This is a genomic window from Actinomadura macra NBRC 14102, from assembly GCF_001552215.1.
In the GTDB taxonomy this organism is placed as follows: domain Bacteria; phylum Actinomycetota; class Actinomycetes; order Streptosporangiales; family Streptosporangiaceae; genus Spirillospora; species Spirillospora macra.
This window is the reverse complement of record NZ_BCQT01000018.1, coordinates 404152-427899: the sequence shown is the minus strand read 5'-3', so window position 1 is coordinate 427899 and position 23748 is coordinate 404152. Positions and strand designations below refer to the sequence as shown.

At 71.9% G+C, this 23748-nt stretch carries 21 protein-coding genes; 4 read left to right on the top strand and 17 right to left on the bottom strand.

Features of this window, described 5'->3' with window-relative positions; all coding sequences use genetic code 11:
• The 6 genes from AMA02S_RS29535 to AMA02S_RS29510 are packed head-to-tail and all read right to left on the bottom strand — an operon-like array spanning position 1 to position 5365.
• Positions 1-984, bottom strand: a complete 984-nt coding sequence (locus AMA02S_RS29535; protein ID WP_067464451.1) for a thioesterase family protein — start codon at positions 982-984, stop codon at positions 1-3.
• Positions 981-1733 (bottom strand): alpha/beta fold hydrolase, encoded by a 753-nt coding sequence (locus tag AMA02S_RS29530; RefSeq protein WP_067464449.1) that lies wholly within the window; start codon positions 1731-1733, stop codon positions 981-983. Before AMA02S_RS29530 ends, AMA02S_RS29535 begins: the two co-directional genes overlap by 4 nt.
• Positions 1730-2692, bottom strand: coding sequence for a beta-ketoacyl synthase N-terminal-like domain-containing protein (locus tag AMA02S_RS29525; protein ID WP_067464446.1), 963 nt, complete (start codon positions 2690-2692; stop codon positions 1730-1732). The genes AMA02S_RS29530 and AMA02S_RS29525 overlap by 4 nt, the downstream gene beginning before the upstream one ends.
• A gap of 2 nt (positions 2693-2694) precedes the next feature.
• On the bottom strand, positions 2695-3837 hold the full coding sequence (locus AMA02S_RS29520; RefSeq protein WP_067464443.1) for a beta-ketoacyl-[acyl-carrier-protein] synthase family protein: 1143 nt from the start codon (positions 3835-3837) through the stop codon (positions 2695-2697).
• On the bottom strand, positions 3837-5087 hold the full coding sequence (locus AMA02S_RS29515; RefSeq protein WP_067464440.1) for a beta-ketoacyl-[acyl-carrier-protein] synthase family protein: 1251 nt from the start codon (positions 5085-5087) through the stop codon (positions 3837-3839). The genes AMA02S_RS29520 and AMA02S_RS29515 overlap by 1 nt, the downstream gene beginning before the upstream one ends.
• 8 nt (positions 5088-5095) lie before the next feature.
• Positions 5096-5365 (bottom strand): acyl carrier protein, encoded by a 270-nt coding sequence (locus AMA02S_RS29510; protein WP_067464437.1) that lies wholly within the window; start codon positions 5363-5365, stop codon positions 5096-5098.
• Between the two features lie 659 nt (positions 5366-6024).
• Between AMA02S_RS29510 and sbnB the strand changes: the two genes are divergently transcribed.
• Entirely contained in the window at positions 6025-7047 is a 1023-nt protein-coding gene (gene sbnB, locus AMA02S_RS29505) for a 2,3-diaminopropionate biosynthesis protein SbnB (protein ID WP_067464434.1), read from the top strand.
• Between the two features lie 18 nt (positions 7048-7065).
• Here the strand turns inward: sbnB and AMA02S_RS29500 are convergent, their stop codons facing one another.
• The 11 genes from AMA02S_RS29500 to AMA02S_RS29450 all read right to left on the bottom strand — a co-directional run bounded on the left by AMA02S_RS29500 (position 7066) and on the right by AMA02S_RS29450 (position 20022).
• A complete protein-coding gene (locus AMA02S_RS29500) occupies positions 7066-7698 on the bottom strand; it encodes a DUF1990 family protein (protein WP_067464431.1) in 633 nt (210 codons plus the stop codon).
• Between the two features lie 26 nt (positions 7699-7724).
• Complete coding sequence (locus AMA02S_RS29495; RefSeq protein ID WP_067464428.1) at positions 7725-9008, bottom strand: DUF1990 family protein; 1284 nt, start codon at positions 9006-9008, stop codon at positions 7725-7727.
• Positions 9009-9302: 294 nt separating this feature from the next.
• Positions 9303-9980, bottom strand: a complete 678-nt coding sequence (locus AMA02S_RS29490) for a glycosyltransferase family 2 protein (protein ID WP_067464425.1) — start codon at positions 9978-9980, stop codon at positions 9303-9305.
• Positions 9977-10567 (bottom strand): class I SAM-dependent methyltransferase, encoded by a 591-nt coding sequence (locus AMA02S_RS29485; protein WP_218005154.1) that lies wholly within the window; start codon positions 10565-10567, stop codon positions 9977-9979. The genes AMA02S_RS29490 and AMA02S_RS29485 overlap by 4 nt, the downstream gene beginning before the upstream one ends.
• Positions 10564-11259, bottom strand: coding sequence for a PIG-L deacetylase family protein (locus AMA02S_RS29480; protein WP_169806913.1), 696 nt, complete (start codon positions 11257-11259; stop codon positions 10564-10566). The genes AMA02S_RS29485 and AMA02S_RS29480 overlap by 4 nt, the downstream gene beginning before the upstream one ends.
• On the bottom strand, positions 11256-12140 hold the full coding sequence (locus tag AMA02S_RS29475) for an acyl-CoA dehydrogenase (RefSeq protein ID WP_067464419.1): 885 nt from the start codon (positions 12138-12140) through the stop codon (positions 11256-11258). Before AMA02S_RS29475 ends, AMA02S_RS29480 begins: the two co-directional genes overlap by 4 nt.
• A 60-nt stretch (positions 12141-12200) precedes the next feature.
• Positions 12201-13373 carry a uroporphyrinogen-III synthase gene (locus AMA02S_RS29470; RefSeq protein WP_067464416.1) on the bottom strand — a complete coding sequence of 391 codons (1173 nt, stop codon included), beginning with the start codon at positions 13371-13373 and terminating at the stop codon, positions 12201-12203.
• A complete protein-coding gene (nirD, locus tag AMA02S_RS29465) occupies positions 13357-13752 on the bottom strand; it encodes a nitrite reductase small subunit NirD (protein ID WP_174550995.1) in 396 nt (131 codons plus the stop codon). Before nirD ends, AMA02S_RS29470 begins: the two co-directional genes overlap by 17 nt.
• Entirely contained in the window at positions 13749-16304 is a 2556-nt protein-coding gene (nirB, locus tag AMA02S_RS29460) for a nitrite reductase large subunit NirB (RefSeq protein ID WP_067464623.1), read from the bottom strand. The genes nirD and nirB overlap by 4 nt, the downstream gene beginning before the upstream one ends.
• Positions 16305-16408: 104 nt before the next feature.
• A complete protein-coding gene (locus tag AMA02S_RS29455) occupies positions 16409-17905 on the bottom strand; it encodes an FAD-dependent oxidoreductase (protein WP_245667887.1) in 1497 nt (498 codons plus the stop codon).
• A complete protein-coding gene (locus tag AMA02S_RS29450) occupies positions 17902-20022 on the bottom strand; it encodes a molybdopterin oxidoreductase family protein (RefSeq protein WP_067464410.1) in 2121 nt (706 codons plus the stop codon). Before AMA02S_RS29450 ends, AMA02S_RS29455 begins: the two co-directional genes overlap by 4 nt.
• A 201-nt stretch (positions 20023-20223) precedes the next feature.
• On the opposite strand from AMA02S_RS29450, the gene AMA02S_RS29445 reads away from it, so the two are divergent.
• The 3 genes from AMA02S_RS29445 (at position 20224) to AMA02S_RS29435 (ending at position 23692) form a co-directional block, all read left to right on the top strand.
• Entirely contained in the window at positions 20224-21606 is a 1383-nt protein-coding gene (locus AMA02S_RS29445; RefSeq protein ID WP_084265724.1) for a nitrate/nitrite transporter, read from the top strand.
• Between the two features lie 142 nt (positions 21607-21748).
• Positions 21749-22708: an alpha/beta hydrolase family protein gene (locus AMA02S_RS29440; RefSeq protein WP_067464407.1), complete on the top strand. Its 960-nt coding sequence runs from the start codon at positions 21749-21751 to the stop codon at positions 22706-22708.
• Between the two features lie 405 nt (positions 22709-23113).
• Positions 23114-23692 carry an RICIN domain-containing protein gene (locus AMA02S_RS29435; protein ID WP_067464404.1) on the top strand — a complete coding sequence of 193 codons (579 nt, stop codon included), beginning with the start codon at positions 23114-23116 and terminating at the stop codon, positions 23690-23692.
• The last annotated feature ends 56 nt before the right edge of the window (positions 23693-23748 follow it).

The following is a 23748-nucleotide window of genomic DNA, read 5'->3' as shown; positions in this document are numbered from 1 at the left end:
TCACCCCCGCCCCGTGCCGTGCCCCTGCCCGCCGGTGCCCTCCAGGGCGCCGGCCAGGCGGTCGTCAAAGGAGACCAGGCTCCAGTCACGGCGGTTCTCGATCACCGCGTAGCCGTGCGTGATGTGTCCGGTGGCGGTGGGCACGAGGACACCGTCGCGCAGCACGTAGCAGTCCATCCGCGCCGTGTAGGTGAACCGCTTGAAGACGTTCTCCACGGTGAAGACGGTGTAGAGGTCCTCCTCCATGCGCGCCTCGTCCAGCAGGGTGATGCGCGAGTGCGGGACGACCGGGATCCAGTTCTGCTCGTCGAGCAGCCGCTTGATCGACACGCCGCGGTCGGCGAGGAACAGGTCGACGACCTCCTCCATGAGCCGCAGGTAGCCCGACATCTGCACGCGCTCGGTGAAATGGCAGTAGAAGTAGGGCATCCGCCACGTCCACACGAAGGAGTTGCCGCCGCCGAGGGTCTCGGCCGGGCCGCCGGGCCCGACCGGAACGGCGGCGGTCTCGTAGGGCGCGGGCAGCCCGGCGTAGGGCACGGTGAAGGGTGCCAGGTGCGCGGGCACGTCCTCGGCGGCGCTGCCGTGCGGGTCGCGCCGCAGGACCACGCGGACCTTGGCGGAGACCGCGATGTTGCCGGGATCGGCCTGCCGGTTCAGCCGCACCGCGAACGCCAGTTCGTCGCCGGGAGCGCTCTCCAGCGGGGCGACCTCGCCGACCGCGAGGTCGTCGATGTGGAAGGCGTGCAGGATGCGGGTGTCGATGTCGGCGATGTCCACACACAGGCCGTAGCGCTCGTACAGCTCGCCCGCCGGCGCCCCGCGCCGGCGCAGGTGCTCGAGGACGGCCTCCTCGACCAGGTAGTTGACGTACTTGAACCCGATCCAGGTGCAGATGTTGGACCCCTCGTACCGGGGGCGGATCTCCAGGTCGGTCGGCTGCGCGAGGGGGCTGGCCGGGCGGGTCGCGTCGGTGATGGTCATATCGGCTCCGGTTGCTTGCGGATTCTCGGGACGAAGCGGGCCAGGAACTCGCGCACGATGACGGCGAAGCGGTCGGGGTGCTCGATCATGGCGTTGTGCCCGCAGGAGGGCAGCAGCTCAAGGCGGCAGTCCGGCAGGGCGGCCGCGAGCGCCCGCGCGTCCTGCGGCCGGGCCGCCGGGTCCTGCTCGCCGCCGACGATCAGCACCGGCAGGTCGAGGGCGGCGGTGTCGAGGAACGGCGTGCGCAGGTAGGCGTCGAAGAAGCGGATCCAGCCGTACGGGCCGAGCCGGTCGCGTACCCGCGTCGCCATGCTCTCCCGCACCTCGCCGGACAGCCGGCCGGCCGAGCCGAGCCGCAGACCCTCGTCGATGAGCGGGAGGAACCCGTCCATGTAGCGGGTCATCTCCGGCCAGGTGAAGTCCTGTTCGGACGCCCGGTAGAAGGGCGCCACCAGGACCACGGCCGAGGGCCGCGGACGCGTTCGGTCCGCGAGGAGCGTGAGCAGGACGTTGGCGGCGTAGGAGTGCGCGACGACGACGTCCGGCACGCCGCCGGAGGCGGAGGCCGTCATCGCGTCGGCGAGAATGCGGACCGGGTCGGCCCGGTGATCCCAGCGCGGCCCCTCGCCGGCCGACCAGGGCAGCTCGGGCGACCACACCGGCAGGTCCTCCGGCAGCCGGGCCCGCAGCGGCGCCCAGGCGAGCCGGCCGCCCGCCAGCCCGTGCAGCAGGAGCAGGCCGCCGTTCACCGCGCGGCTCGCAGGATCAGCGCGGCGGCGGCGTCCGTGCCGCCGTCGCGGCCCGTTCCGGCCGTGGCCAGCGCGTCGGCCGCGGATGTCTCGCCGTCGTTCAGCCAGGCGGTCGCAGCGGCCGCCTGGAGCACGCCAAGGGCGCCCGAGCACTCGCCCAGCATCGCCGTGAGATCGCAGACCCGGGCGGGCTCCAGGGCGTGCGGCGGGACAACGCCCCCGGGCGTGCACCACAGGCCGACCGGCTCGGCGCCGGACTCGCGCACGGTGGTGACCGCCTCCGTCCAGGTGCCCTTCCGGGCGTACGGCCCGATCTCGGCGAGCCCGGGCGCTCCGCGTTCGCGGGCGGACTCCGCCGTCTCCATGACCAGAGCCGCCGCGCCGTCGAGCAGGCGGACATCGGCGCCGGTCCCGCCGGTGGCCAGGTGGCGGACGGGCGGGTTGACCGGCTCGACCCCCACGACCAGCACCCAGCCGACCCGGCGTGCGGCGATCAGCTGCCGGGCCCAGTGCACGGCGTCCAGCCCCGAGGTCTCCCCGTTGCACAGCGTCAGGTTCGCGCCGCGCAGGCCATGCGTGATCGCGACCCAGGAGGCCACGACGTTGCTCGCGGTCGCCGGGAGCGCCATGGGGCTGGTGCCCGTGTAGGTCTCCTTGGCGATGGTCGTGACCGCGTCGCAGACGGTGTCGATGTTGCCGTAGTTGGTGCTGGCGACCACGCCGGCCCGGTGCGCGGGCACGGTCAGGGAACCGTCGCGGACCAGCCCGGCGGCGGCCAGCGCGTCCCGCGCGGCGCACATCGCGAGCCGCGTCGCGCGGTCGCGGTAGCGCAGCCCGCGCCCGGTGAGCCGGGCGACGGGATCGTCGCCGTCCGGCGCGGGCGGGTCCGGCGCGAGGAGCCGGCGGGCGTCGTCGACGCCGCGCAGCGCGAGCCCGAGACCGGTGACCACGACTTCCATGGTTAGACCGCCTTCTCCACGACCGCGACGGCGTTGAGGCCGCCGAACCCGAACGAGTTGACCTGGGCGACCGACAGCCCCTCGGCATGCGCGGCGGCGCCCCGGACCAGGCGGAGGCCCGCCACCTCGTCGATCGGGTCGTCCAGATGCACGATGGGCGGGACGGTGCCGGTCCGCATCGCCTCCACCCCGGCGACCAGGCTGTGCAGCCCGGACGCCCCGGCCGTGTGCCCGGTCATGCACTTGATGGCCGTCAGGTACGGGGCGGTCGCGGCCGGTCCGAAGACCTCGGCCACGGCGGTCGCCTCGGCCTCATCGTTCAGCGGCGTGCCGGTTCCGTGCAGCATGACCAGATCGATGTCCTCCGGCCGCACCCCGGACCGCTCGTGCGCCTCGCGGATCGCGACGCCGATGTTCCCGGCGTCCGGCGCGGACGGGTGCGCGGCGTCGCAGTTGATCGCCACGCCGCGCACGGTGGCGTGCCACCGCCCGGCCGGGCCGGGGTCGTCGGCGCGGCGCAGCACGACGGCGACCGCGCCCTCGCCCTGGAGCATCCCGCGGCGGTCCCGGTCGAACGGGCGGATCCGGTCCGGCGCCTCGGGGTAACAGCGGTCCAGCAGCCCGTAGGTGCTCTCGGTGATCGTGTCGACCCCGGCCACCACGACCGTGTCGCACTCGCCCAGCTCCAGCATGTCGGTACCGAGGCCGAGCGCGTAGAGCGACGCCGAGCAGGCGTTCGCCACGGTGTAGGTACGGGTCGCGCCGAACCGGCGGCCGAGCGCGGCACCGAAGTGCAGGTCAGCGGGATCGAACGGGATACCGTCGCGCCAGCTCAGCTCGACCGAGCGCAGTTCCCGCAGGGTGGTGCCCACCAGCACCGGGACGTCGCCGAGCGACTCGTCCATGCCGGCGTCCCGCAGGGCGGCGGCCACCGCCCGCTCCAGCCACCGGCTCGCGCGCAGCGGCACGTCGCCGGAGTCCGGGCGGTCGTCGATCTCGTAGGCGTTGCGGGCCCGGTACCGGGTCGGATCGAAGCCGCGCAGCGGGGCGTGCGCGCTGCGGCCGGCGCACAGCGCGTCGAAGAACCCGGCCACGTCGTCGCCGGGGGCGGCGACGGCCCCCATGCCCGTGACGATCCAGCTCATCAGGCCACCCCGGACACAGGTGCGGACTCGGGCGCGCGTCCGAGGATGAGGACCGCGTTGTTCCCGCCGAACGCCAGCGCGTTGTTCTGGACGACCCGCAGGTCCGCCGGGCGCGCCCGGTTGGGGACGCAGTCGACGCCGCACTCGGGGTCGGTCTCGACATGGTTGATGGTGGGCGGGATGAAGCCCTCGCGCAGCGCCAGCGCGCACGCCGCCGCGGCGATCGCGCTGGCCCCGCCCATCGTGTGCCCGATCATCGCCTTGATGGAGATGGTGGGCGGTGGCCGGTCGCCGAACACCTGCCTGATCGCGCCGGTCTCGGTGACGTCGTTGGCCTTCGTCCCGGTCCCGTGCGCCGAGATGAAGTCGACGTCGCCGGGCTCGATCCCGGCGTTGCGATGGGCCATCGTGATGCCGCGGGTGATCCCGTCCCGGTCCGGGGCGACCGGATGGCGGGCGTCGCACGACAGCCCGTAGCCGAGCACCTCGGCGTAGATCCGCGCGCCCCGGGCGAGCGCGGAGTCCAGGCTTTCCAGGACCAGGACGCCGGCGCCCTCGCCGGTGAGGATGCCCTTGCGGTCCTTGTCGAACGGGCGGCAGACCTCGGGGGCGATGGTGCCGAGCCGGTAGAAGCCGGTGAAGGTCTTGCGGCAGACCGCGTCCGCCCCGCCGACCAGGGCGATCTCGGCGTCCCCGCAGCAGATCGCGTCGAACCCGCTGCCCACCGCGAAGTTGCCCGCCGCGCAGGCCGTGGGAAGGGTGGCGGCCTCGACATCGGTGAGCCCGAGCTCGGCGACGATCGAGGAGGACAGCCGGACCGCCCCGACCCGGCGGGCGATCACCGGGTCGTAGGCGCCGGGCTCCTGGTCGAGCTCGCTCTCCACCAGATGGTCCAGGTCGCGGGACTCGCCGTCGGTGGTCCCCATCGACACAAGGGCCCGCCGGCCCCGCAGTTCCGCCAGGCCGAGACCGGCGTCCGCGACGGCCATCCGCGCCGCGGCGACTGAGAACCGGGCCGCCCGGCCGAGCTCGTCGAGCCCGGTCTCGGTGATCCAGTCCGCGGGCCGGAAGTCGTCGATCTCGCACCCGTTGGCGTGCGCGAACCCGGCGGTGTCGAACGCGGTGATCGGCTTGGCGCCGCTCCGCCCGGCCCGCAGCCCGGCGGCGAAGTCCGCGACCCCGATGCCGATGCTGGTCACCAGTCCGAGCCCGGTGACCACCACCCGCCGGGACGCCTCCAGACCGGCCATGGCCCGGCTCACTCCCGCTCGGCGTCGACCACGACGGCGTAGATTCCGTCGAGGTTCACCATCCGATCCATCGCCGCCTGGTCGATCGTCACGTGGAACGTGCGCTCGAGCGCGGCGAGAATTTCGATGGCGCGCAACGAGTCGGCGCCGTGATCCTCCTTGAAAAGGCTTGCGTCGGTGAGCTCGGTGGGGTCGATCTCAAGGATCTCGCACACGATCTCCTTGATCTGGCCCTTTTGCTCGCCATCCAGGACCGCCGTGACATTCGAGCCGGACATGTGGCCTCCGCGATTCAACGTACCGGTTCAGGTCAGTCCCGCAGAGCGTGCAATTGGGCGCTATATCTTTCCTATACGGGAGCGATGGCACCTATGTCGCCGAAATGGGGACCTCGGGGGCGCGCGGCGAAGACGCTGATCACCGCGTCGGCGGCACCGGACGTCGGGCCGGCTCGACGACCTGGACCGCCACCACCGAGCGCAGCCACCACCGCGTCCGTCGAGCTCGCCCGGTCACCCCGCTCGACGACCCGGTCGACCGGCACTCCTCCAGCGGCAATTCACTCGACAACACCGCAGATCACGACCCTCTCGGGAGTACCCGCCGACAAGTCCGGGGTTGCGGCGCGAAGATGTGCATGGTTACGGTGATGCCTCGCCATGGCTCTGACATCAGACCTGCGGCGAACTTGGGGGAAGATGAGGAAATGCGTCATCAGGTGAAGGCAAAAGCACGCCGATAGTCACCGGCCGCAGATACCCATGTCGACGACCTTTACCTCGACTTACGGAACGTCATCGACCGCCGGCTCCACCTCGAATGCGGGGCATCGGGTCACGGGCCCGGTCGAGCCGATGGCGGCCGCCACGACGGCGGAGGCGGCGCCGCCGTCCCGCCGCCCCCCGCCCCCCGGTCATCTAGCCGACACGGAGTCTCCATGACACAGGTCCCGACATTCGCCGTGATCTCCGGCGCCCAGGTTCACGCGGCGGTCGCCGGACGTGAGAAGCAGGTCATCGAGCTGGTCGAGGCGGCCTACCGGCTGCACGGCGAGGGCCGCACGGTCAACCCCGATTCCTACTTCCTGCGCTTCCCCGACCGTCCGTCCGACCGGATCATCGCGCTGCCCGCTTCCGTCAAGGGCGACGCCGGTGTGCACGGCATCAAGTGGATCTCCAGCTTTCCCGGCAACGTCGCGAACGGCATCCCCCGCGCCTCCGCCGTGCTGATCCTGAACGATGCCCGGACGGGCTACCCGTTCGCGTGCCTGGAAAGCTCCATCATCTCCGCCGCCCGCACCGCCGCGTCCGCGGCCCTCGCCGCCGCGGTGCTCGCCGACCGCCGCGGCGCCCGCCCCCGCCGCGTCGGCTTCATCGGCGCCGGCCTCATCGCCCGCTACATCCATACCTACCTGGCCGCCAACGGCTTCACCTTCGACACCCTCGGCGTCCACGACCTCTCCGCCGCGCACGCCGAGGGTTTCCAGGGGTACCTGCAACGCACCGAGAAGGGCGTCATCACCGTCCACGACACGGCCGAGGCCCTCGTCCGCTCCAGCGACCTGATCGTCTTCGCCACCGTCGCCGCCGGTCCCCACGTCACCGACCCCGCCTGGTTCGCGCACAACCCCCTCGTCCTGCACATCTCCCTGCGCGACCTCTCCCCCGAGATCATCCTGTCGTCCTGCAACATCGTGGACGACATCGAGCACTGCCTGAAGGCGAACACGTCCACGCACCTGGCCGAACAGCACGTGGGCCACCGTGACTTCGTCACCACCCTCTACGACGTCCTCACCGGCAAGACCACCCCACCTGCCGGCGAGCCGGTCATCTTCTCCCCGTTCGGGCTGGGCGTCCTGGACCTGACCGTCGCCCGCCACGTCTACGACCACGTCGCCGCCTCCGACGGCCTGCACACCGTGCCGGACTTCTTCAACGAGCTGGCCCGCTACGGCTGACGCGACGGCCACGGCCGCTCAGCCGAGTTCTTCCTCGGGGACCTGCCGGCGCGCGGCGAGCGTGGACGCCGTCAGCGCTTCCATGCGCCGGCAGGCGCGTTTGTAGAACCTGACCTGCGTGACCCGGCCGAAGAGGATGAAGCCGAGGCGCACGATGGGGTTCGAGATGGGCGCCCGCTGCGAGTAGGCGTGGATGTGGAACTCCACCTCGCCGGTGTCGAGCCATTTGCGAACCTCCTGGTCCATCTGGCCGCGTTCGAGGTGGCCCTCCAGCGTCCGGTAGTTCCAGCCCCACACCCGCGCCTGGCGTCCGTCCTGCTCGATGACATCGTCGACGACGTCGCCGACACGCAGGCCGAGGTAGAAATGCAGCCCGTAGAACCGGCCCTCCAGCAACATGCTCCGGCCCGGCTCGGGAGGGCCCGCACGGCAGATCTCCCGGATGATGCCGGGATCGGCGTAGCGGTAGTTCCGGACGAGGTGCCGGGCGGTCTCCCAGCTCCCTCCGGGGACCGGCGGACCGGGCGGCTCCGGCGGCAGCGGCTGCCGGTAGTCGTCGACATGCCAGCCGCACTCCGTGCGGCCCACGTCGTGGTGGTGTGGATCGAAGTTGAGGGGAAGCCGGCGCAGGTCGGCGTGAAGTCGTCGCATTCGTCGCTGGACGCGTGCGCTCCTTCTCATGGGGATGCCTTCCCCTGCTGACGACGCCGCTCAGAGCGGGCGGCCCCGGCGCGGCGCACGGCGGCGTAGGTGGGGCCGCGCACCTGCTGGAACAGCCCGACGGGGCTCAGTCCCCGGATGGGATGGCGCGCGGGATCGAAACGCATCGGTGCACTGTCGTCGCTCCGCGCCGGCCCTTGCAGCCGCAGTTCGCCGAATGGCTGCCATGCACCGAACTCGGTGGCCGCCACCAGATCGAACAGCAGCGGCCGCTCGGCCAGGGCGCGCGCGAGCGCCGGGAGACCAGCCGGAACGATCTGGGTTCGCCGCGCGACGGCGCCCAGCAGGATCCGACGATCACCGGCCCGGTAGGCCAGCAGGGAACCGTAGAACGCCGGGCTCCATCTGGCCGCGGGCCGGAGCAGATGGCGGCCCAGCCGGGTATGCCCGGTCGTGGCCAGGAGCAGCTCCGCGGTGGCCTCCGGCTCGGTGTCGCCGGCCCGCGGCTGCCGCCATCGCAGCGCGAGCCCCAGCAGGTCCGGGAACACGGGCGGCAAACCCAACGCGCGGGAGAGCCGCACGTGGCCTCGCAGCTCCGCGCGATCATCCAGGAACGGAACCCCCCAGTATCGGGACGTCCCGTGCAGGACCAGAGTGGCGTCGAACACCAGACCCCGGTGGCACAGAGGCCGGTCACGCAGCCGTGCCGCCAAAGCGAAGGTCCGGACGAACACCGAGGTGAGCGCCCGGGCGATGAGTCGCCGCCCGCCGGGCCCGGGGGCGTCGGCCCGCTCGGTCTGGACCACCACGTCGCCGACCATGTGCCCACCCGACACCTCGGCGACCCGGCGGCAGAAATGCGCCCACATGTGAAGTTGCATTTCCTTCGCGAGACCCAACCGCTGATAGAGGATCTCCGCCAGCCAGTCACCGCTTCGCGCCCAGGACTCGATCGTGAACACAAGGCCGTCCTCCCCTGTGCCCGTCGCCCGGAACTCGATCTCCCCGGCCTCCATGTGTCCGCTCAGCGTCGCGAACCGGAAGGACGCCGGTGTCTTCTCCACCACCCGGACCGGGCAGTTCCAGGGGCCCGGCATGTGGACGACGTACTCGTCCCCGATCTCAGGAGGCCGGGACGTACCCGAGATCTTGTCGAAGACGGCGACCTCGACCGGTGAGGCGGCGTTCAGATCGTCCCCCAGTCGCTGCATCAGCTGTGCCGCGGTCAGGGGGCTGCCGGAGACACGGACCGTGTAGCGTCGCTGGTAGATCGGTCCGACGCCCTGGTGCGAATCCTGCACCTGGCCGCCACCACGTGACGGAATCCCCTCGATGCTGGAGACCGCGTCAGTACGGAGTCGGCGCCGCACTATCGAGCGAGAACGCCGGAACCACCGCCACCCGGCGATGCCTACTCCCGCCGGCCAGCGCGCCGCACGCGCGCGCCGCCGCCAACGTACTCGCACGGTGCCCTCCGATGTCGCCCTCGTGCCCTCCGCCGCTCCGCCGGGTCGACTGGCAGGCCCTTACCCAGGCTGATCAGCCCGAACCCGGGCAGCCCGAACCCTGATCAGCCGCTTTCACGGCACGTGCGCTCACGTTCTTCCCTCCGGGAAAGGGGCGAACACGGGGGCGGGACGGCGCCGATCCTCCAGCGCCATCGAGGCCAGGAGATGGCCGAACCCGCGCGGCGCCCGAAACTGCCGGCGAGCGGAGGTGACGACGTTGACCGCCGCGGTCCGCAGCACCCGGAGCGACGCGGCCTCCATCGCGGCGACCAGTGCGCGGTCCTCCCCGGTGCGCAGCGGCGGAAAGCCGCCCGCCGCCCGGTACGCCTCGGCGGTGAAGCCGAGGTTGGCGCCGTGCAGGCCGGGACCGGGATAGCGGCGGGCGTACAGCCGCGAGAGCCACGCGGGATGCTCGCTCCAGTCGGTGACAGTGACCGAGCCCGCGATCGCGTCCCATCCCCGCGCCGCGAGCCCGAGCTGGGTCCGCAGCCAGCACGGCGGCACGAGGGTGTCGGCGTCGGTGGTCGCGATCCACTGGATTCCGGCACGGATCAGCTGGGCCGCCCCCGCGTCCCGGGCGACACCGACGTTCCGTGCGGTGATCTCAAGGACGGTGACGCCGAAACCGCGAGCGATCTCGGCGGTCCGGTCGTCGCAGGCGTCCGCGACGACCACCACGGGCGCTCCGGTCGTCCGCAGAGCGCTCAGGCATCTGCCCAGGTGGCGTTCCTCGTCATGGGCCGGGACCACCACCCCGGCCCTCACACGAGCCCCTCGGCGCCGGCGACGGAGATCGGCTCGCCGCTCACGAACACCTCGCACAGGAAGTCCGTCTCGACATGCGCGGCGAGGCGGTTCAGCGGGGTGCGCCCGAGGGCCAGGTGAACATCGTTGCCGGTCTGCGGGTACTCGGCGACGGGGTGCCGCCAGTGGACGGCCAGCAGAGTCCCGCCGGGCGTGAGGGCTCCGGCGGCCAGGTCGAGCACGCGGGCCAGATCGTGGTCGTCGAAGTAGTACAGCATCTCCGAGAGCACGATCAGGTCGAACCGCCCGTCCGGCCAGTCCCGCGGCATCGCTCGCTGCTCGACACGTGCCGCGGGCACCCGGGCCCGGGCCTGTTCGACGGCCGCCGCGGACATGTCACAGGCCAGAAGCGAGTCACAGCGCCGCGCCAGAAGCGCGGTCAGCACGCCGATGGAACAGCCCGGCTCGAACGCCCGCGCGTAGCGGGGTCTGGGCAGCATGGCGAAGCTGATGTCGTACTTGCGCCGCTCGTACCATCGGGACGCCAAGCCCCACGGATCGGCGGAGGCCTCGTACATGCCGTCGAAGTACGCGGCGTCCAGCGTCACCGGAACAGCACCTCCTCGCCGCGCCTGAAGTGCTCGACGATGGCCGGGGGCAGGATGGTGCCCAGTTGGCTGGTGAAACAGTCGATCGCCGCCCGTTTGGAAGCGGCGGCGTCGGCCGTCAGCGTCACGCGCACGGCATCGTCCCAGGGCAGCCGCGGGTCGCCCGGCATTGCCCAGTGCCACGCCCAGATCGGGAAACGCAGGACCTCGACACCGGCGGTGGCTCCGGCGGCGAGCGCGGACCGGCCCACCGCCTCGTGGTCGCGATGCGCGTCGGCCTCCCACGTGGCCAGGCAGGCGTCGAACCCGCCCAGCAGCTCCGTCAGGACGGGCGTCAGCCGTTCGTCGCGGATTCCGCCGTCCGGAAACCCCAGCCGGTGAACGTCAGCGCCCCTCCCGAGCCGGGCCCGGACCTCGGCCAGCGCCGCTTCGGTCTCCGCTCGCCGGACGGCCGCGATCTGCTCTTCGGGCAGGTCCGGGTGGGATCCCTCGCCGTCTGTCACCGCGATCAACGTGACCGGGACGTCCAGCATGGCGAGCAGGCCACCGACACCGAGGATCTCGTCGTCGGGATGCGCGGCGACGATCGCCGCGTTCCGCCAGCGCGAAACGTCCAGCTCCGGCAGGGTGCGCAGTCCCGGCCACTCGCGCCACGCCCGCGCGGGAGTCCCCGGGGCATCGATCCGGTTCACCAGCCCTGCCCTTTTACCTGCTCACCCAGCGCGGCCAGGTCTCGTTCGGCATGGTGCTGGCCCAGGTAGACCGTCAGGTCGGCGACGTGCCGACCGTGTGCCTCATCGTGGGAGAGGGGGCCTGCACCCAGCGCCCGCCCTACCCGGTCCATGACCTCGTGACCGGTCTCCGCCACCAGTGCCCTGACCCGCAGCGCGCGCAGCGCGGCCTCCTTCCCGTGGTCGAGAGGGTCGGCGTCGATCTCATCGGCGGCCTCGTCCAGCGCGGCCCGCGCGGCCCGCAGGGCCACGTCGACGGCGCCCAGATGAGCGAGGGCATGCGGGGATTCGGCGCCGAGCAGTGTGCGGGCGATCGACCGTGCCCCGCCGTACCAGACGGCCGCGACCCCCACCCCGCCGTGGTGGAAGCCGGGACGGTCCACATAGGGTCCGACGTACTCAGCCGGAACATCGTCGAACCGCACGTCCAGGCTGTCGCTGGCGGCCATTCCCGTCGCGGGCCAGGTCCCCGGCAGCGGCTCCCCCGCCTCGACGGCGTAGAGATCCGGGCCGACGGTGACGAGGGCGTGGGTACAGACCCGGGCTCCCGAACAGTACGGACGGACGCCGCGGACACGGCCGTTCGCTAGATCCAGGGCTGTCGGTTTCGCCGCCCACACGGCCCAGAGGCTGCCGGGCGGCGGTTCCGGCCGATCCAGCTCGGCCAAGATCGCCAGCGCGTCGAAATGCCCCTCGGCCAGCCGCGCCAGCGACAGGTCCTCCTCACCGAGCTCGGCCAATGCCGCCCAGCGGCGGCGGGTCTCGCCTCCCCCGGGAAGCGGCAATGGCCGCGCCGTCACCTCGGCGAACCGCTTCTCGACCTGTTCTCGCCAACCCCGCATGGCACCCCCTTCACCTCCGCCTCTACCCCCCTCTCATGTCAGAAACCAGTACAAAGTGCTTCATCGGGGGATGACGGCCCGCGGGTCGCAGGCCAGCCGGTAACCGCGCTTGACCACCGTCTCCACGATCCCCGGGCGACCGAGCCCGCGCCGCAGCCGGGCCACCGCCATCTCCACCGCGTGCTCGTCGGCCGGCGGCCGGCCGTCCCGCGGCCAGGAGCCGACGCCCACCATGAGACGGCTCGGAAGCACCCCGCACAGCTCGGCCCGCGACACCACGTGCCCGGGACGCCGCGCGAGCGCCCGCAGGATCGCCATCGGCGCCGGCGCGACCGGGCGCAGTTGCCCGTCCAGCACGACCGCGTGCCCGCGCAGCTCCAGCGAGACCCCGCGCACCTCCAGCAGCCGCGACCGGCGGCGCGGCAGGTCCGACACCAGCGCGCGCACCAGCGCCCCGAGCCGGGCCCGTTCCGGCTGTGCCGTCGGCACCCCTCGCTCGACCAGCGGCTGCGCCGTCACCGGGCCCACGCAGGCCGCGACCACGTGCGTGCGCAGAGCCTCCAGCAGCGGTTCCTCCAGCCCGTCCTCAGCCGCCACCGCCAGCGTCGCGACCACCGCGGGCGCGGACGTGAACGTGATCGCGTCCACCGTCCCGGCCACCGCCTGCCCGACCAGCCTGCGCAGCGGCGTGCAGTCCTCGGCGCGCGACCACCGGTACACCGGAATCTCGATCACCTCGGCGCCGGCCGCGCGCAGCGCCCCGCTGAACTCCGGGAGCCTCTCGCCGTACAGCTGGAGCGCCACCCGGGTGCCGGCCAACTCCGTGCCGAGCAGGTACTTCAGCACCTCCGCGCAGCTCTCCGACTCCGGTGACCAGCGCTCCTGCAACCCGGCCTGGCGGATCGCGCCCCGCGCCTTCGGGCCGCGGGCCAGGATGCCCGCACCGCCGAGCCTGCCGATCAGCCCGTCGCGCAGCCCCCACCCGTCGGCGGTCTCCAGCCAGGCCCGGAACCCGATGCCGGTGGTGACGACCACGTGGTCGAGAGAGCGGTCGATGCACTCGGCGGTGGCCTTGAGCAGCCCGGCGTCGTCCAGCAGCGGGACCAGCCGGATGGCGGGAGCGTTGACGACCCGCGCGCCGCGGCGCTCCAGCAGCGTGGCCAGTTCCTCGTGGCGGCGGGCGGCGGTGACTCCGACGGCGAATCCGGCGAGGGGCTCACTCTCGGTCTTCATGCGGCAGCGCCACCTCCACTCGGTCGGCGGCGGGACTCCGCCGGATCGCGAAGGTGGGCAGCGCCACGTCGGGCTCGTCCAGGCAGCTTCCGGTCCGCAGGTCGAAGACCTGCTTGAACATGGGCGAGGCGACGGTGGGCGCACCGCCTCGGGTACCGAGGATCCCCCGCGAGATCACGTACGCACCGCTGAACGGGTCCAGGTTGGACGTGGCGAACAGCGCGCCCTCGTAGGTCCGGAAGAGGGCCACCTGGACGCCGTCCGCGATCGCGCAGGCACCGCGCTCGGGCATCAGGTCGCCGTAGGAGCAGACATCGTGCCAGCGCACCGCCGCGCCGGCGGTCTCACGGGTGTGAGCCGGCTCGCGGGTCGTGGTCATCGGGCGGCCACCTCCAGGCTCGGGCCGGCCATGAGCACCGGCTTGATCTGTTCGCGCTCGGGTTCGAACACGATGCTCGGGTCGGGGGTGTCGGGAGCGTTGACGAAAGAGACGAAGCGGCCGAGCTTCTCGGGGTCGTCGAGGGTGTCGCGCCACTCGTCGGAGTAGGAGCCCACGTGCCGGTCCATCGCGGCGTCCAGTTCCGCGCACAGGCCGAGCGAGTCCTCGACGACGACCGCGCGCAGGTAGTCGAGGCCGCCCTCCAGGCCCTCCAACCAGGACGCCGTGCGCTGGAGCCGGTCGGCGGTGCGGATGTAGAACATCAGGAAGCGGTCGATGTAGCGGACCAGTGTCTCGTCGTCCAGGTCGGTGGCGAACAGGTCACCGTGCCGGGGCCGCATCCCGCCGTTGCCCGCGACGTAGAGGTTCCAGCCCTGCTCGGTCGCGATGATCCCGAAGTCCTTGCTCTGCGCCTCGGCGCACTCGCGGGCGCAGCCCGACACCGCCGACTTGAGCTTGTGCGGGGCGCGCAGCCCCCGGTACCGCAGCTCCAGCTTGATCGCCATACCGACCGAGTCCTGTACGCCGTACCGGCACCAGGTCGACCCGACGCACGACTTCACGGTCCGCAACGCCTTGCCGTAGGCGTGCCCGGACTCGAACCCGGCCTCCACCAGCCGCTTCCAGATCCGCGGCAGCTGCTCGACCCGGGCGCCGAACAGGTCGATCCGCTGCGCGCCGGTGATCTTGGTGTAGAGGCCGAACTCGCGGGCCACCTCGCCGATCACGATCAGCCGCTCGGGAGTGATCTCACCGCCGGGCACCCGCGGCACCACCGAGTAGGTGCCGTTCTTCTGCAGGTTGGCCAGGAAGTGGTCGTTGGTGTCCTGCAACGCGGCCTGCTCGCCCGCCAGGATGTGGCCGTTGCCCAGGCTGGCCAGGATCGAGGCCACCACCGGCTTGCAGATGTCACAGCCCCGGCCCCGACCGTGCCGTTCGACCAGTGCGGTGAACGTGCTGATCCCGGTCACCCGCGCGATGTCGAACAGCTCGGCCCTGCTGTGGTCGAAGTGCTCGCACAGCGCTTTGCTGACCTCGATGCCCGCCGCGGTCAGCTCCGCGTCCAGGATCTTCTTGGCCAGCGGCACGCAGCTGCCGCAGGTCGTGCCGGCGCGCGTGCATGTCTTGACGCCGCCCAGATCGGTCAGGCCCTCGTCGCGGATCGTGCACCGGATCGTGGCGGCGGTGACGTTGTTGCAGCTACAGATCACGGTCGCGCCCGGCAGGTCGCCGGCCGCGGCCTGCGTCCCGCCGAACAGCACCTGCTCGGGCGAACCCGGCAACTCGGTGCCGAGGTAGGCGCGCAGCGTGGGGTAGGACTCGGCGTCGCCGACCAGGACGCCGCCCAGCAGCATGCGGGCGTCGTCGCTGACGACCAGCTTCTTGTAGATCCCGGCGACGGGGTCGGTGTAGGTGACGTCCAGCGCGTTCTGGTCCGGTCCGGCGAACGGGTCGCCGAAGCTCGCCACGTCCACGCCCATCAGCTTGAGCTTGGTGGACGTGTCCGCGCCCTCGAAGCGAGCCCCGCCCGCGCCCCCGGCGGCCCGCGCAAGCAGCTGGTCGGCGACCACCTCGGCCATGCTGAAGCACGGAGCGACCAGGCCGTACACCTGGCCGCCGATCAGGGCGCACTCGCCTACCGCGTAGATCGCGGGGTCCTCGGTCCGGCAGGTCTCGTCCACGACGATGCCGCCCCGCTCCCCCACCGGCAGGCCGCATCCGCGGGCCAGGTGGTCGCGGGGCCGGATCCCGGCCGAGAACACGACCACGCCCGCGTCGATGGACGTGCCGTCGCTGAGCGCGATCCGGTGGACCACGCCGTCCGCGCCCGCCTCCAGACCCGCCATCGGAGTGCCGGCGTGCACCTCGATGTCCAGCGCCTCGATGTGGCGGCGCAGCATCGAACCGCCGCCCTCGTCGAGCTGGCGCGGCATCAGCCACGGCGCGACCTCGACGACGTGGGTATCGACGCCCAGGCCCTGCATGGCCCGCGCCGCCTCCAGACCGAGCAGCCCGCCGCCGACGACGACTCCGGCGGGCCCCGGCGAGGTGAGGTCCGCGCAGTGCGCGCGGATGTCTTCCAGGTCGTCGATCGTCCGGTAGACGAACACACCCGGCAGGTCGTGGCCGGGCACCGGCGGCACGAACGGCGCCGAGCCGGTGGCGATCACGAGCGCGTCGTAGCCGACCTCCCGGCCGGCCGCGGTCCGGACCGTCCGGGATGCCCGGTCGATCTCGGTGACCGGATCGCCGGTCAGCAGCTCGACGGCGGCGTCGTGCGGCGCGCAGGCCAGGTCGGCGTCCTCGGTCAGGTACGAGGTGAGCGCCACCCGGTCGTAGGCAGGACGGGTCTCCTCGCCGATCACCGTGACCTGCCAGGCGCCGGCCGTGTCGCGCTCGCGCAGCGCCTCGACCAGCCGGTGCCCGGTCGGCCCGTGGCCGACGACGACCAGCCGCGCGGGCCCCCTGGGGACGTCTCCTACGTCGTTCATGAACCCGATCCTCAGCAGCGGCCGTTTCACGGTTGCGTCCCCTTTGTCACCAGCGTGTTAAAAGGCGCTCACGCCGCGCCACGCGCTGCGCCGGACACGCGGACTCAGCGCGCGGGGACCGACTCCCGCTCGGCCAGCCACGAGACGATCCCCTCGACGGCGTCCCGGCAGCCACCGCAGCCCGTCCCCGCCCGGGTCCGCGCACACACCTCGTCGGCCGTCCGCGCACCGCCCTCCCAGCACGCGCGAATCCCGCCCTTGGACACGTTGTTGCAGTTGCAGATCGTCGCCCCGTCCGGAATCCGCACCGGTGAGTCCACCGGCTGCGCGCCGCCCAGGCCGGGGAAGAACAGGCTCAGCCGGTCGGTCGGCAGCGGCGCCGCCCGGTCGTACAGCCGGGTCAGCGTGCCGGCCGTGCCGGTCTCGCCGAGCAGGATCGCGCCGATCACCCGGCCGTCCCTGATCGACACCTTCTTGTACGTCCCGCGCCCGGCGTCGGCATACTGGATGATCTCCACCTCGGGATCGTCGTCGCCGTGATGGGTCTCCCCCATCGACACCAGGTCCACGCCGGCCGCCTTCAGCCGGGTGATCTCCCGCGCCCCGGTGAAGCGGGCCGCGGCGTCCGTGCCGGTCACCAGGTCGGCCAGCACGCCCGCCTGCTCCCACGCCGGCGCCACCAGCCCGTACACCGTCCCGCCGTACTGCGAGCACTCCCCGAGCGCCCGCACCGACGGATCGGTCACCGAGCGCAGCGTCTCGTCCACCACGATGCCGCGGTCGACCTCCAGTCCGGCCGCCCGCGCGAGCCCCACTTCGGGACGCACCCCGCACGCCACCACGACCAGATCGGCCTCGACGACCTCGGGCCCGCCGCCGCCCGCGGACGCGGCCAGTTCCACGCCTGTGACCCGCGGCCCCGCCGCGCCGTCCCGGTCGATCCGCAGGCCGGTGACGTCGGCGCCCAGCCGTGACCGGACGCCCAGGAGCCGCAGTGTTCGGGCCAGGACCTTCCCCGCGGCGGGGTCCAGCTGGCGCTCCATGAGGTGCCCCGCCCGGTGCAGCACGACCACGTCGAGCCCGCGCCCGGCCAGGCCGCGGGCGGCCTCGATGCCCAGCAGCCCGCCACCGATCACCACCGCCCGGTGCGCGCCCCGCGCCGCCTCGATGATCGCCCGGCAGTCGTCGAGCGTCCGGAACGCCACCGCGCCCGCCGGCAGGCCGCCTTCCGTCCCCGGGAAGGGCGGCACGAAGGAGTTGCTCCCGGTCGCCAGCACCAGCGTCTCGTACGGGACGGCGCCGCCGTCGGACCCGTGCACGACGCCAGCCTCGCGGTCGATCCTGACGACCTCCACGCCGAGCCGTGCGTCGACGGCGTTGTCCCCGTACCAGGCCGGGTCGACGAGGCCGATCTGGTCCGGCCGGGACCTGCCGGCCAGCACGTTCGACAGCAGCACCCGGTTGTAGGGCTGCCGCGGCTCGGCGCCGTACACCGTCAGCGGCACCCGCGAATCGCGGGCGCGGACCTCGGTCACGAACCGAGATCCGGCCATGCCGTTGCCGACGACGACCATGCCTTTCGGCTGTGCGCTCGTGTTCACGCGACGGCTCCTTCGATGACGGGGACGGACGCGGAGAGCACCGGTTCCAGCCGTACGGCGCAGACCTTGAACTCGGGCATGCGCGACAGCGGATCGAGCGCCGGGTTGGTGAGGAGGTTGGCCCTTCCCTCACCGGCCCAGTGGAACGGCATGAAGACGGTGTCGTACCGGATCGCCTCGGTCAGCCGGGCCCGCACGGTCGCGCTCCCCCGGCGGCTGACGACCCTCACCCGGTCGCCGTCGGCGATGTCCAGCCGCTCGGCAAGATCGGGATGCAGCTCCACGAACGCTTCGGGCGCCGCGTCTACCAGGGGCTTGACGCGGCGGGTCTGGGCGCCGCTCTGGTACTGCGCCAGCACCCGTCCCGTGGTCAGGTAGACCGGGTACTCGGGGTCGACGTCCTCGGCCGGGCCGGTGTACTCCACCGGTGTGAGGCGGGCCCGCCCGTCGGGCGTGGCGAACCGCTCCAGGAACGGCCGTGGCGTGCCCGGATGCTCCTCGGACGGGCAGGGCCAGAAGACCCCGCCCTCCTTCTCGATGCGTTCGTAGGTGATGCCCGAGTAGTCGGCCGGGCCACCGGCGCTGGCTTCGCGTAGTTCCTCGAAGACCTCGGACGGCTCGCCGCTCCAGGTCCCGGGCGCGTGCAGCCGGTCGGCCAGCACGGCCAGAATCTCCAGGTCGGTGCGGACGTCCGCCGGTGGTGTGACCGCGCGGTTGCGGCGCAGGACCCTCCCCTCCAGATTGGTCATCGTGCCCGACTCCTCGGCCCACTGGGCGGTCGGCAGCACGACGTCGGCCAGGACCGCGGACTCCGACGGAACGAAGTCGGCCACGGCCAGGAAGTCCAGAGCGCGGATCCGCTCCTCGACGGCGGACGCTCGCGGCGCCGACACCACCGGGTTGGAGCCGAACAGCAGCATCGCCTTGGGCCCCTCGGCCGTCCCGAGCGCCGACAGCAGTTCGTAGGCCGAGCGTCCCGGCCCCGGCAGGTCCGCGGGGCGCACGCCCCAGACCGCGGCGACATGGGCGCGCGCCTCCGGGTCGTCGATCTTGCGGTAGCCGGGCAGCTGGTCGGCCTTCTGGCCGTGCTCGCGGCCGCCCTGACCGTTGCCCTGACCGGTCAGGCACCCGTACCCCGATCCCGGACGTCCCGGCAGGCCCAGCGCGAGCGCCAGGTTGATGAACGCGGTCACCATGTCGGTGCCGCGGGCGTGCTGTTCGGTGCCGCGGGCGGTCAGGACGTAGGAGCGACGGCCGCGGGCCAGCAGCCGGACGGCCTCGCGCATGGACGGCACCGGCACCCCGGTGATCCGCTCCACGCGGTCGGGCCAGTAGCCGTTCACGACCGTGCGGACGGCCTCGAACCCGCCGGTGCGCGCGGCCAGGAACTCCTCGTCCAGCAGGCTCTCTTCGATGGCCAGGTGCAGCATCCCGTTCGCCAGGGCCAGGTCGGTGCCGGGCGTGGGCTGGAGGTACAGATCGGCCTGCCGGGCCGTGGCGGTGCGGCGCGGGTCGATGACGATCAGCGCCCCGCCGCCGCGCTGGGCGTCGGTGAGGTGCCGCATGAAGGGCGGCATCGTCTCGGCGACGTTCCCCCCGGTCAGCAGGATCGCGTCGGCCCTGCCCAGGTCGGTGACCGGCCCCGGCAGCCCGCGGTCCAGCCCGAAGGCCCGGCCCGAGGCGGCGGCCGCCGAGGACATGCAGAACCGGCCGTTGTAGTCGATCTGGGAGGTGCGCAGCGCGATCCGGGCGAACTTCCCCAGCTGGTAGGCCTTCTCGTTGGTCAGCCCACCGCCGCCGAACACCGCGACCGCGTCCAGGCCGTGCGCGCCCTGCAACCGGGTGATCTCCGAGGTGATGCGGTCCACCGCCTCGTCCCAGGTGCAGGGCTCCAGCGGCGCGTCCCGCCTGGAGCGCATCAGCGGGCTGGTCAGCCGGTCCGGGACGGTGAGCATCTCGGCGGCGGTCCAGCCCTTCTGGCACAGCCCGCCTCGGTTGGCCGGCACGTCCACGCGGGGGGTGACCCGCAGCGGGCCCGCTGCGGGAGCGCCGTCCCGGCCCAGTGACATCCCGCATTGCAGGGCACAGTACGGGCAGTGCGTCCGGGTATCGGTCATGTCCCCGAGCGTGTGCGAGCGCCGTTTCGCGTTCGGGTCCCGCGTGTGACCCGGGTGTTAAAAGCGACTCACGCCCGGCCTCACATCGCGAACCGGTGCCCGGTGCGGCGGAATTATCACTGCCGCATTACAAGAAGCACAACGGCGAAATCCCGGGCTCCTACTTTTCGTGGCGTCTCGCCGACCACGAGGAGTCTTCCCATGACCGTCACCACCGATGTCGAACAGAAGGGCCGCGGTTCCTCGCTCGCCCGCCTCAAGGGCCGCTGGATCGATGACTGGCGGCCCGAGGAGCCGGAGTTCTGGCACGGCGGCGGCGCCCGCGTCGCCCGCCGCAACCTGATCTTCTCGATCTTCTCCGAGCACATCGGCTTCTCGGTATGGACGCTGTGGTCCGTGCTGGTGCTGTTCCTCGGCCCCGCGTACGGGATCGACCCGGCGGGCAAGTTCGTGCTGACCGCGGTACCGGCGCTCATCGGCTCGGTGCTGCGGCTGCCCTACACCTTCGCCGTCGCCCGGTTCGGCGGCCGCAACTGGACGATCTTCAGCGCGGCGCTGCTGCTGGTGCCCTCGGTGCTGGCCGCGTTCCTCATCGAGCCGGGCGTCTCGTACTCCACCCTGCTCCTGCTGGCCGCGGTGGCCGGGGTCGGCGGCGGGAACTTCGCGTCCTCGATGGCCAACATCAACGCCTTCTACCCGCAGCGTCTCAAGGGCTGGGCGCTGGGCCTCAACGCCGGCGGCGGCAACCTCGGCGTCGCCGTGGTCCAGTTGGTCGGCCTGGCGTTGCTCGCCACGGCCGGCGACGCAAGCCCCGGGCTGGTCGCCGGGATCTACATCCCGCTGATCGTGCTCGCCGCCCTCGGCTCGGCGCTCTACATGGACAACCTCTCGCAGGCCCGCAACGACGGGCGGGCGATGCGGGACGTGTGCCGCGACCCGCACACCTGGATCATGTCGGTGCTCTACATCGGCACCTTCGGCTCGTTCATCGGCTTCGGCTTCGCCTTCGGACAGGTGCTCCAGGTGCAGTTCACGGCCGATTTCGACACCCCCATCAAGGCCGCGTACCTGACCTTCCTCGGGCCACTGCTCGGCTCGCTGATCCGCCCGGCCGGCGGCTGGATGGCCGACCGGCTGGGCGGGGCCAAGGTCACGTTCTGGAACTTCGTGGCGATGGCGGTCGCGGCCTCCCTGGTGCTGGTCGCCTCCGGGCAGCGGTCGCTGCCGCTGTATCTGGCCGGGTTCATCCTGCTGTTCGTCTTCAGCGGCGTCGGCAACGGCTCGACCTACAAGATGATCCCGGCCATCTTCCGGGCCAGGGCCGAGCTCGGCGTCGCCAACGGCGGCGATCCCGCGGCGGCCGAGCACGAGGCGCGGCGCATGGCCGGCGCCCTGATCGGCATCGCCGGTGCGGTCGGCGCGTTCGGCGGGGTGCTGGTCAACGTCGCCTTCCGCCAGTCGTTCATGGCCTACAGGACCGGCGAGGCCGCCTATGTCGCGTTCATCGCCTTCTACGCGCTGTGCTTCGCGCTGACCTGGATGGTCTACCTGCGCACCCACCCGAAGAAGCTGGCTGGGGTCTGACCGCGTGCAGGGCTTGATCGAGGTCAGAGGCCGCCGCGTGCACAGATGGTCGCGTCTCGACTACGCCGATTGGAGGATGCCCATCCTCATGCGGAATGTGACGATCTAGTGACAGTACGGATCATTACGTCCGGGAGGCGCGATGGACTCCGCGAAGCTCACCTCGGGGACCCCGGCCGTCGTCTATGTCCACGGCGCCGGCAACAAACCGCCCCGCGAGGATCTCAAGCGCAGTTGGGACCAGCATCTGTTCGGCGCGGACATGGGCGAGCGGACGCGCATGGCCCATTACGCCGATGTGCTGCACCCCCAGCCAGGCCAGATCAGCGCCGACGCGTGCAACCAGGAGCAACTGCTGGCCGCTCTGGTCAGCAGGGCCATGAACGACACCACGGCGGCTCTGGATGAGGTACTGGCCAGTGAGGAATCCGGCGAAGGCGCCCAGGACACCGAACTGCTGGAGAGGTTGACCCCGCGCGGACGGCAGCTGGCACTCAACCTGTCGCTGAGCATGGCGGCACGCGCCGCCGGTCGCCCGCCGGTGGGCGCCGCGCCGAACGGTGCCCTTGAGGTCTCCGCGCTGATGCCGTTGCCCGCGACGTTGCGCCGTCTGCTGCTGCGGCAGCTGTTACGCCGGCTCATCCCCGACGCCGACGCCTACTTCTTCACTCCCAGCAACGAGCCGATCCGGGCGCGGCTGCGCCAGGTCCTTGAGGCGGCGAGCGGTCCAGTAGTGATCGTCAGCCACAGTCTGGGGACCGTGGTCGCCTACGACGTGCTGAGGGAGCGGCGCTTCGCCGATCTGGCCGTGCCGCTGCTGGTCACCGTCGGATCACCGCTGGGCTATGCCGAGATCCAGGACGTGATCACCAGGCCCTTACGGGTGCCGTCCCAAGTCGGACTGTGGGCCAATTTCGCCGACCCGCTCGATGTCGTCACCCTTGACACCACCCTCGCCGACGACTTCCGGGCGGCCCCGCGGATACTCGCCGACGCACGGGTCGACAACCGCTCACCCAACAACCACGCGGTCTGCGGTTACCTGACGACCAGCAAAGTCCGTGCAACCGTGGCCGCCGCCGTCCCCGGCCCCGGCGGCTGACCCCGGCCCGGCGGCTGACTCCGGCACCGGCCCGCACGCCTGCCCGGCACGGCGGCGCTCGGCAGATCAGAAGGTGAGAATTCGGCCGACTTCGCTGGAGAACTTCCGCCATGCCTCGGTGGCCCCCAGCAGATCACCCCATGGCTGGTTCCGGACGACCTCGATCGACACAGAGTCGCCCCACACCACGAAAATCGATCTTCATCGAGGTCCCGCTGAAACCGTCGACGCGTGGGACCACCTCATCACGGACACCTGAGAGCACCGCGACAGCGATGGAACGGTAGTGAAGTCTCTCCTCCCGAACGTAGCGCGGCGTGCCCAGTCAAAAGCAATCTGTTACTACGCATCTGCTGATGACGCGGTAGGTCACGAACAGGTCCCTTCGGCGAGGAAGAGGAAACCATGACGGGAAACTCGCGGGGCAACCGATGTCTCCTGGCCGGATCGGCCGCCCTTCTCACGACGGCCCTGGTCGGCGCAACGCCGTCCGAGGCATGGCCGAGCACGACGAGTCGGCCGGCCCATGACGTCGCCCCGACCCGCCAACTTGACGGAGATGTCGGCCCCAGGTCGGCCTACAACGGCCGCTGCCTGGACGCCGACCTCAATCAGATCGGCCACAACGGCACCAAGGTCCAGCTCTGGGACTGCATCCCTGGCGCCGCCAACCAGCGGTGGATTCTCACCACCTTCGGTGATGGCACATCCACGATCAAGAGCGTCAGGAGCGGACGCTGCCTGGACGCCGACCTCAACCACATCGGCCACAACGGCACCAGGGTGCAGCTCTGGGACTGCTACAGCACCTACAGCCACCAGCGGTGGATCCTGCGCGATTACAACCCCGACGGGACCTTCCGGATCATCAACGTCAGAAGCCGCCGCTGCCTGGACGCCGACCTCAACCACATCGGCGGCAACGGCACCCCGATCCAGCTGTGGAATTGCCTGCCCGGCGCCGCCAACCAGCGCTGGCGCTAGGACGGTCGGCGACGGCCGTCGGGCGTCGGCCAGGCCAGGCTCGGTGGCGTGGCCCT

What these genes read in the sequence shown, in the direction of transcription:
- AMA02S_RS29535 (WP_067464451.1), bottom strand. Translation starts at nt 984, where the DNA reads ATGACCATCACCGACGCGACCCGCCCGGCCAGCCCCCTCGCGCAGCCG.
- AMA02S_RS29525 (WP_067464446.1), bottom strand. Translation starts at nt 2,692, where the DNA reads ATGGAAGTCGTGGTCACCGGTCTCGGGCTCGCGCTGCGCGGCGTCGAC.
- AMA02S_RS29520 (WP_067464443.1), bottom strand. Translation starts at nt 3,837, where the DNA reads ATGAGCTGGATCGTCACGGGCATGGGGGCCGTCGCCGCCCCCGGCGAC.
- AMA02S_RS29515 (WP_067464440.1), bottom strand. Translation starts at nt 5,087, where the DNA reads ATGGCCGGTCTGGAGGCGTCCCGGCGGGTGGTGGTCACCGGGCTCGGA.
- AMA02S_RS29510 (WP_067464437.1), bottom strand. Translation starts at nt 5,365, where the DNA reads ATGTCCGGCTCGAATGTCACGGCGGTCCTGGATGGCGAGCAAAAGGGC.
- sbnB (WP_067464434.1), top strand. Translation starts at nt 6,025, where the DNA reads ATGACACAGGTCCCGACATTCGCCGTGATCTCCGGCGCCCAGGTTCAC.
- AMA02S_RS29500 (WP_067464431.1), bottom strand. Translation starts at nt 7,698, where the DNA reads ATGCGACGACTTCACGCCGACCTGCGCCGGCTTCCCCTCAACTTCGAT.
- AMA02S_RS29475 (WP_067464419.1), bottom strand. Translation starts at nt 12,140, where the DNA reads ATGCGGGGTTGGCGAGAACAGGTCGAGAAGCGGTTCGCCGAGGTGACG.
- AMA02S_RS29470 (WP_067464416.1), bottom strand. Translation starts at nt 13,373, where the DNA reads ATGAAGACCGAGAGTGAGCCCCTCGCCGGATTCGCCGTCGGAGTCACC.
- nirD (WP_174550995.1), bottom strand. Translation starts at nt 13,752, where the DNA reads ATGACCACGACCCGCGAGCCGGCTCACACCCGTGAGACCGCCGGCGCG.
- nirB (WP_067464623.1), bottom strand. Translation starts at nt 16,304, where the DNA reads ATGAACGACGTAGGAGACGTCCCCAGGGGGCCCGCGCGGCTGGTCGTC.
- AMA02S_RS29450 (WP_067464410.1), bottom strand. Translation starts at nt 20,022, where the DNA reads ATGACCGATACCCGGACGCACTGCCCGTACTGTGCCCTGCAATGCGGG.
- AMA02S_RS29445 (WP_084265724.1), top strand. Translation starts at nt 20,224, where the DNA reads ATGACCGTCACCACCGATGTCGAACAGAAGGGCCGCGGTTCCTCGCTC.
- AMA02S_RS29440 (WP_067464407.1), top strand. Translation starts at nt 21,749, where the DNA reads ATGGACTCCGCGAAGCTCACCTCGGGGACCCCGGCCGTCGTCTATGTC.
- AMA02S_RS29435 (WP_067464404.1), top strand. Translation starts at nt 23,114, where the DNA reads ATGACGGGAAACTCGCGGGGCAACCGATGTCTCCTGGCCGGATCGGCC.